Annotated in this window: 13 protein-coding genes; 11 read left to right on the top strand and 2 right to left on the bottom strand. The window is 65.4% G+C overall.

Annotated features, from left to right (window positions below; translation table 11 throughout):
- The first annotated feature begins 166 nt into the window (after positions 1–166).
- The 3 genes from IB255_RS08910 (at position 167) to IB255_RS08900 (ending at position 2891) form a co-directional block, all read left to right on the top strand.
- Complete coding sequence (locus tag IB255_RS08910; protein ID WP_192210099.1) at positions 167–604, top strand: YqaA family protein; 438 nt, start codon at positions 167–169, stop codon at positions 602–604.
- A 156-nt stretch (positions 605–760) separates the two neighbouring features.
- On the top strand, positions 761–2383 hold the full coding sequence (locus IB255_RS08905; protein ID WP_192210098.1) for a methyl-accepting chemotaxis protein: 1623 nt from the start codon (positions 761–763) through the stop codon (positions 2381–2383).
- A 118-nt stretch (positions 2384–2501) separates the two neighbouring features.
- Positions 2502–2891 (top strand): hypothetical protein, encoded by a 390-nt coding sequence (locus IB255_RS08900; RefSeq protein WP_081517819.1) that lies wholly within the window; start codon positions 2502–2504, stop codon positions 2889–2891.
- A 305-nt stretch (positions 2892–3196) separates the two neighbouring features.
- On the opposite strand, the gene IB255_RS08895 is transcribed toward IB255_RS08900, so the two are convergent.
- Positions 3197–3481, bottom strand: a complete 285-nt coding sequence (locus IB255_RS08895) for a hypothetical protein (protein ID WP_081517818.1) — start codon at positions 3479–3481, stop codon at positions 3197–3199.
- Between the two features lie 266 nt (positions 3482–3747).
- Between IB255_RS08895 and IB255_RS08890 the strand changes: the two genes are divergently transcribed.
- From IB255_RS08890 to IB255_RS08855, 8 genes are all read left to right on the top strand, one after another.
- Positions 3748–4338: an amino acid synthesis family protein gene (locus IB255_RS08890; protein ID WP_081517817.1), complete on the top strand. Its 591-nt coding sequence runs from the start codon at positions 3748–3750 to the stop codon at positions 4336–4338.
- Positions 4339–4361: 23 nt separating this feature from the next.
- A complete protein-coding gene (locus IB255_RS08885; RefSeq protein ID WP_081517816.1) occupies positions 4362–5195 on the top strand; it encodes an alpha/beta fold hydrolase in 834 nt (277 codons plus the stop codon).
- Positions 5192–6673: an aldehyde dehydrogenase gene (locus IB255_RS08880; RefSeq protein WP_192210097.1), complete on the top strand. Its 1482-nt coding sequence runs from the start codon at positions 5192–5194 to the stop codon at positions 6671–6673. The genes IB255_RS08885 and IB255_RS08880 overlap by 4 nt, the downstream gene beginning before the upstream one ends.
- Positions 6674–6686: 13 nt before the next feature.
- A complete protein-coding gene (locus IB255_RS08875) occupies positions 6687–7175 on the top strand; it encodes a flavin reductase family protein (protein WP_081517814.1) in 489 nt (162 codons plus the stop codon).
- A gap of 172 nt (positions 7176–7347) precedes the next feature.
- Entirely contained in the window at positions 7348–7737 is a 390-nt protein-coding gene (locus IB255_RS08870; protein ID WP_081517813.1) for a carboxymuconolactone decarboxylase family protein, read from the top strand.
- A gap of 82 nt (positions 7738–7819) precedes the next feature.
- A complete protein-coding gene (locus IB255_RS08865) occupies positions 7820–8572 on the top strand; it encodes a GntR family transcriptional regulator (RefSeq protein ID WP_081517812.1) in 753 nt (250 codons plus the stop codon).
- Between the two features lie 4 nt (positions 8573–8576).
- On the top strand, positions 8577–9140 hold the full coding sequence (locus tag IB255_RS08860) for an NUDIX hydrolase (protein WP_081517811.1): 564 nt from the start codon (positions 8577–8579) through the stop codon (positions 9138–9140).
- A gap of 460 nt (positions 9141–9600) precedes the next feature.
- Positions 9601–10065, top strand: coding sequence for an REP-associated tyrosine transposase (locus IB255_RS08855; protein ID WP_081517810.1), 465 nt, complete (start codon positions 9601–9603; stop codon positions 10063–10065).
- Positions 10066–10638: 573 nt separating this feature from the next.
- On the opposite strand, the gene IB255_RS08850 is transcribed toward IB255_RS08855, so the two are convergent.
- Entirely contained in the window at positions 10639–11781 is a 1143-nt protein-coding gene (locus IB255_RS08850) for an ABC transporter ATP-binding protein (protein WP_081517809.1), read from the bottom strand.
- Position 11782: the final 1 nt, after the last annotated feature.

The following is an 11782-nucleotide window of genomic DNA, read 5'->3' as shown; positions in this document are numbered from 1 at the left end:
TTTCACTCGGGCGCGTAGTCGCCGCGAATGTAAATTCCTACCAAGTCCTCAGCAAGATAGGACATATAGTATCTGGACATACCGGAACCTCATCTCTTTATTCCGAATTTTTAGTACGCCGATCCTCCTCATTCTCCCAGCCCATTAACCACCCTCGATCGACCCGATGCTCAGCCTCGCCCTGGCCGCCCACGCCGGCCTCTTCCTCTCCGCCTTCGCCGCCGCCACCCTGCTGCCGCTGCAGTCGGAAGCCGTGCTGGTCGGCCTGCTGCTGGGCGACCAGTACCCGCTGTGGTCACTGCTGCTGGCGGCGAGCCTGGGCAACGTGCTCGGCTCCCTGGTGAACTGGCTGCTGGGGCGCGGAATAGAGCGCTGGCACGGCAGCCGCTGGTTCCCGGTGAGCGATTCGGCGCTGGAGAAAGCCCAGCGCCACTACCGGCGCTTCGGCTGCTGGTCGTTGCTGCTGAGCTGGGCGCCGGTGATCGGCGACCCGCTGACGCTGATCGCCGGCGTCATGCGCGAGCCACTGTGGCGCTTCCTGCTGCTGGTCACCGTCGCCAAGGTCGGGCGCTACGCGGTGCTGGCCTGGCTGACGCTCGTCTGAATGATCCCCTCATCAAAAGCGGACAGGTTTTTCGTCTGCTAGTCCTGTTTTGCCACTGCCGCGAAAAAATGGCGCCCAGTAATATCACGGAGCCATCACTGCGCATGGCGGAGCCCAAGAGCTCCACACACTGGATGAAGAAAAGGGAATTTCACGATGTTCAGAAGCATGAGTATTGGCCGCCGCGCGTCCCTGGGTTTCGCAGTCATGGGCCTGCTCCTGGTGTTTCTCGGGTTGTTCTCCCTGTACAAGCTCTCGACCCTGCGCGCCGCATCCGAAGAGATCGACAGCAACTGGCTGCTGAGCATCAACCACATGAACCAGCTGTCGGGCGACATCGCCCGCATCCGCCTGGAATCCATGCGCCTGCTGGTCAACCACGACAGCGCCGCCCGCGAACGCAGCCTGGGGCTGATCGCCGAGGCACAGCAGGACAAGGACAAGGTGCTCGCCGACTACCACCGACTGATCCTCAGCGCCGAGGAGCAGCAGCACACCGACGAGCTGCGCCAGGCGCTGGACGGCTACCTGGGCTACGTCGACCAACTGGTGGAGAAGGTCCGCCAGAACGACGACGAAGGCGCGCTGCACATCCTCAATGGCAGCATCGCCCAACAGGGTGCCGAACTGAACAAGCGCCTTACCGCGCTGATCGATCTCAACCGCAATGGTGCAGCGGCCGCCGCCCAGCGGGCCGTGGAGCAATACCAGGGCGGCCGGCTGGTGGTCAGCGCGGTCCTGCTGCTGAGCGTAGGCCTGACCCTGCTGCTGGCCTGGCAGCTCACCCGCAGCATCGTCGTACCGCTCAACCAGGCGGTGCGCGTAGCGCAGACCATCGCCAGTGGCGACCTCAGCCAGCGCTTCACGGTCGAGGGCCGCGACGAGCCGGCGCAACTGCTCAATGCCCTGGCAGACATGCAGCACAGCCTGCGCGAGACCATCCGCGGCATCGGCAACTCGGCTAGCCAGCTGGCTTCCGCCGCCGAGGAAATGCACAGCGTGACGGAGGAAAGCAGCCGCGCGCTGCAGCAGCAGAGCGACCAGATCGAGATGGCCGCCACCGCCGTCAACCAGATGACCAGCGCGGTGGAGGAAGTGGCCAGCAACGCCGCCTCGACCTCCGCCGCCTCCCGCGAGGCCATCGACGCCGCACGCAGCGGCAGCGAGCGGGTCGATGAGACTTCCAACGCCATCGGTACCCTGGCCGGTGAAGTGGGCCAGGCCTCGCAGCAGGCGGAAGTGCTGGCGAACCAGGCGCAGGACATCGGCAAGGTGCTGGAAGTGATCCGCAGCGTCGCCGAGCAGACCAACCTGCTGGCGCTCAACGCTGCCATCGAAGCTGCCCGCGCCGGCGAGGCCGGGCGCGGCTTCGCGGTGGTCGCCGATGAGGTTCGCTCGCTGGCGCAGCGCACCCAGAGCTCGACCCGCGAGATCGAGGAACTGGTCTCGGCCATCCAGAACGGCAGCGACCGCACCGTCGCCGCCCTGCTCAGCAGCACCGCCCACGCCGAGCGCACCGTCAGCCGCACGGGCGAGGCCGGCGCGTCGCTGCAGGTGATCCTCGAGCGCATGTCGCTGATCAACGAGCGCAACCTGGTGATCGCCAGCGCTACCGAGGAACAGGCCCAGGTCGCCCGCGAGGTGGACCGCAACCTGCTGAACATCCGCGACCTGGCAACCCAGACCTCGGCCGGCGCTACCCAGACCAGCGCGGCGAGCCAGGAACTGTCGCGCCTGGCCGTGGACCTGAACGGAATGGTGGCGCGCTTTGTGGTCTGACGACGTCCTGCCCTACTCCCGTTTCGCCAACTTGATAGCGAAACGGGAGTTGTCGGCAGGGAATTTTTCCGGCCTTTTCCTATCCAATGGCCATCATGGAACGCCACAGGGTGGATAGATGAACGTATTGAAATTGTCGGCCGTGCTGGCCACTGCCGCGCTGCTGAGCGCCTGCGGTGGCAACGAGGCCAAGGTCTGCGGCTCGGACGATGTGAAGAACCAGCTGGTGAAGATCTTCCTGTCCGGCGCACTTTCCGCGCAGTCCGACGCGCTGAGCAAGGCTGAGCTGAAGGACGTGGCCATCATCGACAAGGACCCGGACAGCGGCGTGCTGGAATGCGTCGGCACCCTGACCGTGCCGGTGGTCGGCCAGGTGGCCTCGGGCACCCTGAAATACCAGATCGCGCCGGCGGCCAAGTCCGAGCACGACTACCTGCTGCTGCTCGCCGACGGCCCGCTGGCGAACGCCTTTGCCAAGCGCATCGAGGGGATGGTCCCGCAGCAGTGAGGGCTATTCACAGGCAATGAAAAACCGGCCTATGTGGCCGGTTTTTTATTGGGCGAGCCGATCAGGCTCGGAACCACACTCACTGTAGGAGCGAGCTTGCTCGCGAACCGCTTGGTGCCGTTTCTCCCGGTGAGCGCTTACGTAGGACAGGTGGAACTTGCGATACCCATGCTGGCGGCACGCGAGAATCGATGGGTATCGCTGCGCTCCACGCCATCCTACGTTGGTGCATCAGTGTGATTTCGGTGTGGGTGGCAACTCTGATCGCGGACAGGCCCGCTCCCGCGAATGCCGAAACGACGGGATTAGAACCCTTCCAGATCGATCAGCTCGCCTTCGAAGCGAATCGACCCACCCTCGGCATTCGCCTCGCCGCCCTGGATCTCGCCGTAGTAGGAAAGCCCGTTCTCCAGCGTCACGCAGACGTGGGTCGGCTCATCCGGCGCATCCAGCTGGCCCTTGAAGCTCACCTCGATCACACCCTCCTGCGGCGCGCTGAGGGTCACCGTCACGCGGGCGTTGTCCACCGCTTCGGCCTCGCGGCCCCAGTGCTCGGCGCTGACGGTCACGGTGGCGATTTCCTGTTTCATGCTCGAAGACTCTCCAACAAGGCTCCGGCGCCATGCGCGCCGGCTGATGGCGCCAAGGATACCGCGCCGCCGAAGCCACCGAAACGGCGGTTTTTCCCTGCGACCGCCTGTCGCCTGCCCTCCCCGCACTTCCACGCACCGCCCGCCACTGCTGGCTCCGGGCGCTCCGACCCCAGGGCAAATACGCCTTGCGCAAACTGTATTATGGTATACCATGATACCGAATCCCTTCCCCAACCCAGCCGAAGTCACAACTGGAGCGACCCATGAGTTTCGAGATTCGCAAGATCGTCACCTACAGCGAGCAGACCTTCATCGAAGCCGGCAAGGCCACCGACACCCCGGTGACCATGGTCGGCCTGGCCGTGGTGATCAAGAACCCGTGGGCCGGTCGCGGCTTCGTCGAAGACCTCAAGCCCGAGATCAAGGCCCACTGCTCCGAGCTGGGCGCGCTGATGGTCGAGCGCCTGACCGCCGCCATCGGTGGCGCTGACAAGATCCAGGCCTACGGCAAAGCTGCCGTAGTGGGCGCCGATGGCGAGATCGAGCACGCCTCCGCCGTCATCCACACCCTGCGTTTCGGCAACCACTACCGCCAGGCCGTGGACGCCAAGAGCTACCTGAGCTTCACCAACAAGCGCGGCGGCCCGGGCACCTCGATCCAGATCCCGATGATGCACAAGGACGACGAAGGTCTGCGTTCGCACTACATCACCCTGGAAATGCAGATCGAAGACGCCCCGCGCGCCGACGAGATCGTCGTGGTCCTGGGCGCCGCCGACGGTGGCCGTCTGCACCCGCGCATCGGCAACCGTTACATCGACCTGGAAGAACTGGCCGCCGAACAGGCTCAGTGATCCACACCGTGCAGGAGCGCTCCATGATTCGGCTCACCGCTGAACGCACACCGGCCGGCACCAGTTACCTGGCGACCGGCCAGGGCCACCCCGTGGTACTGATCCACGGCGTCGGCCTGAACAAGGAAATGTGGGGCGGCCAGATCGTCGGTCTGGCCCCGCATTTCCAGGTCATCGCCTATGACATGCTTGGCCATGGCGCGAGTCAGCTGCCGCAGCCGGACTGTGGACTGGTCGGTTACGCCGACCAGCTGCGCGAGCTGCTCGACCACCTGGGCGTGACCAGTGCCACGGTCATCGGCTTCTCCATGGGTGGTCTGGTGGCGCGGGCCTTCGCCCTGCACTACCCCGAGCGCCTGGACGGCCTTGTGGTGTTGAACAGCGTGTTCAACCGCAGCGCCGAACAGCGCGCCGGCGTGATCGAGCGGACCCGCCAGGCCGCCGAACACGGCCCGGACGCCAACGCTGAGGCCGCCCTGTCGCGCTGGTTCAGCCGCGAGTACCAGGCCGCCAATCCGGCGCAGATCGCCGCGATCCGCCAGACCCTTGCCAGCAACGATCCGCAGGGCTATCTGACTACCTATACCCTGTTCGCCACGCAGGACATGTACCGCGTGGACGATCTGGGCAGCATCAAGGTGCCGACCCTGGTCGCCACCGGGGAGCTGGACCCGGGCTCGACGCCGAAGATGGCCACCGAGCTCGCCGAACGCATTCCGGGCGCCAAGGTGACGGTGCTCGACGAACAGCGCCACATGATGCCGGTGGAGTCGCCGCGGCTGGTCAACCAGATGCTGCTCGACTTCCTGCAACAGGCGCAGGTTTCCAAGAATCACGTACAGGGGAATGTCGCATGACCCTCGCACGCTTCCAGATGTTCATCGATGGCCAGTGGGTCGACGCTGTTTCCGGCAAGACCTTCGAGAGCCTCGACCCCGCCCGCGCGCAAGCCTGGGCCGAACTCCCCGATGCCGATGAAGCCGACGTCGAGCGCGCCGTGCAGGCCGCCCAGCGCGCCTTCAACGACCCGGCCTGGCGTGGCCTCACCGCCACCGCCCGCGGCAAGCTGCTGCGCCGCCTGGGCGATCTGATCGCCGAGAACAAGGAACACCTGGCGCAGCTGGAAAGCCGCGACAACGGCAAGCTGATCCGCGAGACCCGCGGCCAGGTCGGCTACCTGCCGGAGTTCTTCCACTACACCGCGGGCCTTGCCGACAAGCTCGAAGGCGGCACCCTGCCGCTGGATAAGCCCGACCTGTTCGCCTACACCGTGCACGAGCCGCTGGGCGTGGTCGCCGGGATCATCCCGTGGAACAGTCCGCTGTACCTGACCGCGATCAAGCTGGCCCCGGCCCTGGCCGCCGGCAACACCATCGTGCTCAAGCCCTCGGAACACGCCTCGGCGACCATCCTCGAACTGGCCCGCCTGGCCACCGAAGCCGGCTTCCCGGCCGGTGTGGTCAACGTGGTCACCGGCTTCGGCCCGACCACTGGCGCTGCGCTCACCCGCCACCCGCTGGTACGCAAGATCGCCTTCACCGGCGGCGCCGCCACCGCGCGCCACGTGGTGCGCAGCAGCGCGGAAAACTTCGCCAAGCTGTCGCTGGAGCTGGGTGGCAAGTCGCCCAACATCATCTTCGCCGACGCCGACCTGGACAGCGCCATCAACGGCGCCGTCGCCGGCATCTACGCCGCCTCCGGACAGAGCTGCGTCGCCGGCTCGCGCCTGCTGGTGCAGGACGAGATCTACGACGAGTTCGTCGCCCGCCTGGTGGAACGCGCCCAGCGCATCCGCATCGGCAACCCGCAGGACGAGCAGAGCGAGATGGGTCCCATGGCCACCGCGCAGCAGCTCGCCGTGGTCGAAGGCCTGGTGGCCGACGCCCTTGCCGAAGGCGCCCGCCTGCGCCTGGGCGGCAAGCGTCCGTCGATCGACTCCGAGGGCTGGTTCTACGAGCCGACCCTGTTCGAGTGCGACAGCAACTCGATGAAGATCATGCAGGAAGAAGTCTTCGGCCCCGTTGCCTCGGTCATTCGTTTCAAGGACGAGGCGCAAGCGCTGGCGATGGCCAACGACTCCCAATTCGGCCTCGCCGCCGGCATCTGGACCCGCGACCTGGGCCGCGCTCACCGCATGGCCCGTGGCGTTCGCAGCGGGATCATCTGGGTCAACACCTACCGCGCGGTGTCCGCCATGGCGCCCATCGGCGGCTTCCACAACAGCGGCTACGGCCGCGAGAGCGGCATCGATTCGGTGCTGGCCTACACCGAGCTGAAGACGGTGTGGATCAACCTCTCGCCAGCGCCCATGCCCGATCCCTTCGTGATGCGCTAAGAGGAGCGACGAGATGATCGAACCTGGCATCTACAAAGAAGTGATGGGCTCCTTCCCGTCCGGCGTCACCGTGGTCACTACCCTGGACGCCGACGGCAAGATCGTCGGCATCACCGCCAGCGCGTTCAGCGCGCTGTCGATCGACCCGGCGCTGGTGCTGTTCTGCCCCAACTACGAATCGGACACCTACCCGGTCCTGCGTGACAGCAAACAGTTCGCCATCCACCTGCTGTGTTCCGACCAGCAGGCCGAGGCCTACGCCTTTGCCAAGAAGGGCCAGGACAAGGCCAAGGGCATCGAGTGGCGCCTGAGCGAGCTGGGCAACCCGCTGCTGACCAAAGCCACCGCGATCATCGAATGCGAGCTGTGGCGCGAGTACGACGGCGGTGATCACGCGATCATCGTCGGCGCGGTGAAGAACCTGATCCTGCCGGAGCAGGAGGTCACCCCGATGGTCTATCACCGCGGCAAGCTCGGCGCGCTGCCGGAGATAGCCAGCTGACGCTTTCCAAGGCCGCTCGCCATCACCCTCGGCAGCGGCCTTTTTTATTCCAGCCCAGGGGCTGGTGCTTTTCGTAGGAGCGAGCTTGCTCGCGAACGGATTTCCCGGCGACACCGATGCTGGACGGGGTCGCGAGCAAGCTCGCTCCTACAGGGATAGAAAGGAGCTACCGATGAGCAACGACAAATACGAGAAAGGCCTGGCGATCCGCACCCAGGTGCTGGGCGAGGCCTACGTGAACAAGTCGATCCAGAACGCCGACGACTTCACCCGCCCGCTCCAGGAGATGGTCACCGAGTACTGCTGGGGCCACGTCTGGGGCCGGGACGGCTTATCGCTCAAGGAACGCAGCATGATAAACTTGGCGATGATTTCGGCACTCAACCGCCCCCACGAACTCAAGCTGCACGTGCGCGGCGCTCTGCGTAACGGGTTATCCCGCGAGCAGATCCGCGAGATCCTCCTGCAGGTCGGCATCTATTGCGGGGTTCCCGCGGCGGTGGACAGTTTCCGCCTCGCCCGCGAAGCCTTCGCCGAGGCCGACGCCGAGGAACGTGGTTGATTGCTGGCCCGACTTGACGATGGAGCGCCCGAAGGTGCTCCATCGTTCTTCCTATGGACAGCCAGAACACAGAGCGGACCCCATGAAACGCTTGCCACTCGACGATAGCTTCAAGGTCAATCGCAACCCCGTCACCCTGCGCGAAATCGTCCTCGACAAGCTGCGCGGCGCCATCCTCAACTTCCAGCTGCTGCCGGGCGACCGCCTGGTGGAGCGCGATCTGTGCGATCGCCTGGGCGTCAGCCGCACTTCGGTGCGCGAGGCCCTGCGCCACCTGGAGTCCGAGGGCCTGGTGGAGTTCGCCGATGCCAAGGGTCCGCGCGTCGCCATCATCACCCTGGAAGACGCGGTCGACATCTACGAGCTGCGCTGCGTGCTCGAAGGCCTGATCGTCCAGCTCTTCACCTTGAACGCCAAGGCCCGCGACATCCGCAACCTGGAGCGCGCGCTGGAAGAGAACCGCCAGGCGCTGGAAGACGGCGAGCTGCAGCAGGTGATCGAATCGGTACAGGGCTTCTACGACGTGCTGCTCGAAGGCTCGGGCAACCGCACCGCCGCCACCCAGCTGCGCCAGCTGCAGGCGCGCATCAGCTACCTGCGGGCCACCTCCGTGTCCCAGGAAAACCGCCGCGCCGCCAGCAACCAGGAAATGGAGCGCATGGTCGAGGCGATCAAGAGCGGCGACCCGGTCGCGGCTCACCAGGCCTCGGTCGACCACGTCCGCGCCGCCGCCAAGGTCGCCCTGGACTACCTGCGCTCCAAGCAGGACGGCGCCGGCAACGTGCGCGACATCGCCACCCCCATCGCGCTCAAAGAGCCGCGCATAGGCCGCTGACGCCATGCCCGCCCCGCGCTTCTGTCCCGCTTGCGGCAGTGGCGGCCTCAGCCGCCAGTGCCCGCCGGGGGATACCCATGAGCGCCTGATCTGCGCGGGCTGCGGTTACATCCACTACGAGAACCCCAAGGTCATTGCCGGCTGCATCATCGAGCGCGACGGCAAGTACCTGCTCTGCCAGCGCGGCATCCCGCCGCGCCCAGGCACCTGGACGCTGCCGGCCGGATTCATGGAGAACGGCGAAACCACCGAACAGGCAGCCCTGCGCGAAGTCTGGGAAGAAACCGGCGTACGCGCCGACATCGTCTCGCCCTACTCCATCTTCAGCGTGCCGAAGATAAGCGAGGTCTACATCATCTTCCGCGCCAGCGTGATCGAGGAAACCGGCGAGCACGGCCCCGAGACCCTGCAGGTGAAATTCTTCGCCCCGGAAGATATCCCCTGGGAATGCATCTACTACCCGGCGATCCGGCAGATCCTCGAACGCTACATCGAGGAGCGCCAGGCCGGCGTCTACGGCATCTACATGGGCAATGACGACACCGGCAAGGTGCACTTCATCCGCTGACGCCGAACTCTCCTGTAGGAGCGTGCCATGCACGCGACCCGTCGGCACGGCCAACGGTTGATCCGAACACCATCGGCACCCACAGATAGCTGAAGCGCACCTGCGAGTTTCCCTTCGACAACGCCGGCTGGATCTGACCGCGCGTACTCGCGCGTTCGCGGGCATGGCCCGCTCCTACACGAGCTTCGATACAAACCTGTAGGAGCGTGCCATGCACGCGATCCGTCGGCAGGGCCGACGGATGATCCGAACACCATTGGCCCCCAACAGAGAAATAAAGCGCCCCCGCGATTTTCCCCTCTAGGCCGACAACTGGATCTGACCGCGCGTGTCCGTGCGGTCGCGGGCATGGCCTGCTCCTACAAGTGACACCGAATCAGCCGGACGGCTTCCGGGTATTTCCTCTCGTAGAGAACAGCAGCGAACCTGATAGTCGATCCAGTCATCAAGAGGATCGACCATGGCCCTCCACTCCCCCGGCCACGCCGCGCTGCGCAAAGGCCGAATCGCTTTGCCCCATGCGGTCTATCTGATCACCACCACGACGCTTCGGCGCCAATCTTTCTTCACCAATTTCGCAGCAGGCTGCGCGGCGGCTCGCTGCTTCGAAGATCGGCACCTGCTGAATGGCTGCACCATGCTGGCCTGGATCCTGATGCCTGATCATGTGCACTGGCTGCTCCAGTTAGGCGAAGAGCCCTGCCTGGAGGCCACCGTGAAGAACCTGAAATCCGCCAGCGCGCGCCTGGCCAATCGGGCCATGGGCAGACGCAGCGAGTTATGGACGCCAGGCTTCCATGACCGAGCTCTGCGACGTGAGGATGATCTGCACAAAGCCGCACGCTATCTGGTGGCAAACCCGATACGCGCAGGACTGGTTCGGCGAGTCGGCGATTATCCCTTCTGGAACGCCATCTGGATCTGACCGCGCGTACTCGCGCGCTCACAGGCATGGCCCGCTCCTACACGAGCATCGATGCCAACTTGTAGGAGCGTGCCACGCACGCGATCCGTCGGCCGGGCCGACGGTTGATCCGATCACCATCGGCCCCCACAGACAGCTGAAGCGCACCTGCGAGTTTCCCTTCGACAACGCCGCCTGGATTTGACCGCGCGTGCTCGCGCGTTCGCGGGCATGGCCCGCTCCTACACGAGCTTCGATACAAACCTGTAGGAGTGGGCCACGCACGCGATCCATCGGCAGGGCCGACGGTTGATCCGATCACCATCGGCACCCACAGACAGCTGAAGCGCACCTGCGAGTTTCCCTTCGACAACGCCGACTGGATTTGACCGCGCGTACTCGCGCGTTCGCGGACATGGCCCGCTCCTACACGAGCTTCGATACAAACCTGTAGGAGCGTGCCGCGCACGCAATCCGTCGGCAGGGCCGACGGCCGATACCGACGCCATCGGCACCCGCAAAAAACCCAAGCAAAAAAGCCCCCGGCTCCACGAGGGAAACCGGGGGTTCAAGGGATGAAACGTCAGAACCGAATCAGTGCGCGCCCTTGGTCAGGTCGCTCTCGTTCCACTGGTCATACACGCACGCATCGGCGGCGGCCCAGCGCACGCGGACTTCGCTGCCGGGGGCCAGCGGCTGGGTGTTGCCGGAAAGCTCCTTCAGCGTCAGGGTCGCACCGCTGGCGGTGACCACGCTGCAGGTCAGGCTCTCGCCGAGGAACACCGTCTCGGCCACTTTCGCCGGGATTTCGTTCCAGCCTGCCGCCAGCGGTGTGGCAGCGGCTTGAGCAGGGCTCAGCACCTGGGCTTTTTCCGGGCGCACCATCAGCAGGATGTCCTGGCCTTCGCGCAGGTTCGCGGTCGGGCGGATGGCCAATGCGCGGCCTTCGAACTCCGCCGCGGCGTTGCCGTGGGCACGGGCGCGGAGGAAGTTGGAATTGCCGAGGAACGAGGCCACGAAGGCATTCGGCGGGTTCTGGTAGAGGTCGTAGCCGCTGCCCAGGCCGACGATCTTGCCGTGGCTGAAGATGGCGATACGCTGGGAAAGGCGCATCGCCTCTTCCTGATCGTGGGTGACGTAGACGATGGTGATGCCCAGGCGACGGTGCAGGTGGCGCAGCTCGTCCTGCAGGTCTTCGCGCAGTTTCTTGTCCAGCGCGCCGAGGGGTTCGTCCATCAGCAGGATGCGCGGCTCGTAGACCAGCGCGCGGGCAATGGCGACGCGCTGCTGCTGGCCGCCGGAAAGCTGCGCCGGGCGGCGGTGGGCGAACTTGTCCAGTTGAACCAGCTTGAGCATGGCGTCGACGCGGCGGTCGCGCTCGGCGCCCTTCTGCTTGCGGATGTCCAGCGGGAAGCCGATGTTGTCGCGCACGGACAGGTGCGGGAACAGCGAATAACGCTGGAACACCATGCCGATGTCACGCTTGTGCGGCGGCACGTTCACCAGCGACCGGCCTTCGACCAGGATTTCGCCGCTGCTGGGCGTCTCGAAGCCGGCCAGCATCGACAGCGTGGTGCTCTTGCCCGAGCCGCTGGAGCCGAGGAAGGTGAGGAATTCGCCGTCCTGGATGTCGAGGGAAATGTTGTCCACGGCGGTGAAGTCGCCATAGAACTTGTTCAGGTTGCGCAGGCTGACCAGGGTCTTCTGCTCGCGGGATTCTTGGATCACGGCACTCATG

It is taken from the genome of Pseudomonas sp. PDM22 (assembly GCF_014851965.1).
In the GTDB taxonomy this organism is placed as follows: Bacteria; Pseudomonadota; Gammaproteobacteria; order Pseudomonadales; family Pseudomonadaceae; genus Pseudomonas.
The sequence above is the reverse complement of the archived record's forward strand: the minus strand, read 5'-3'. Positions and strand labels throughout refer to the sequence as shown.

Coding starts and splice junctions, on each gene's coding strand:
- IB255_RS08910 (WP_192210099.1), top strand. CDS start 167: ATGCTCAGCCTCGCCCTGGCCGCCCACGCCGGCCTCTTCCTCTCCGCC.
- IB255_RS08905 (WP_192210098.1), top strand. CDS start 761: ATGTTCAGAAGCATGAGTATTGGCCGCCGCGCGTCCCTGGGTTTCGCA.
- IB255_RS08900 (WP_081517819.1), top strand. CDS start 2,502: ATGAACGTATTGAAATTGTCGGCCGTGCTGGCCACTGCCGCGCTGCTG.
- IB255_RS08895 (WP_081517818.1), bottom strand. CDS start 3,481: ATGAAACAGGAAATCGCCACCGTGACCGTCAGCGCCGAGCACTGGGGC.
- IB255_RS08890 (WP_081517817.1), top strand. CDS start 3,748: ATGAGTTTCGAGATTCGCAAGATCGTCACCTACAGCGAGCAGACCTTC.
- IB255_RS08885 (WP_081517816.1), top strand. CDS start 4,362: ATGATTCGGCTCACCGCTGAACGCACACCGGCCGGCACCAGTTACCTG.
- IB255_RS08880 (WP_192210097.1), top strand. CDS start 5,192: ATGACCCTCGCACGCTTCCAGATGTTCATCGATGGCCAGTGGGTCGAC.
- IB255_RS08875 (WP_081517814.1), top strand. CDS start 6,687: ATGATCGAACCTGGCATCTACAAAGAAGTGATGGGCTCCTTCCCGTCC.
- IB255_RS08870 (WP_081517813.1), top strand. CDS start 7,348: ATGAGCAACGACAAATACGAGAAAGGCCTGGCGATCCGCACCCAGGTG.
- IB255_RS08865 (WP_081517812.1), top strand. CDS start 7,820: ATGAAACGCTTGCCACTCGACGATAGCTTCAAGGTCAATCGCAACCCC.
- IB255_RS08860 (WP_081517811.1), top strand. CDS start 8,577: ATGCCCGCCCCGCGCTTCTGTCCCGCTTGCGGCAGTGGCGGCCTCAGC.
- IB255_RS08855 (WP_081517810.1), top strand. CDS start 9,601: ATGGCCCTCCACTCCCCCGGCCACGCCGCGCTGCGCAAAGGCCGAATC.
- IB255_RS08850 (WP_081517809.1), bottom strand. CDS start 11,781: ATGAGTGCCGTGATCCAAGAATCCCGCGAGCAGAAGACCCTGGTCAGC.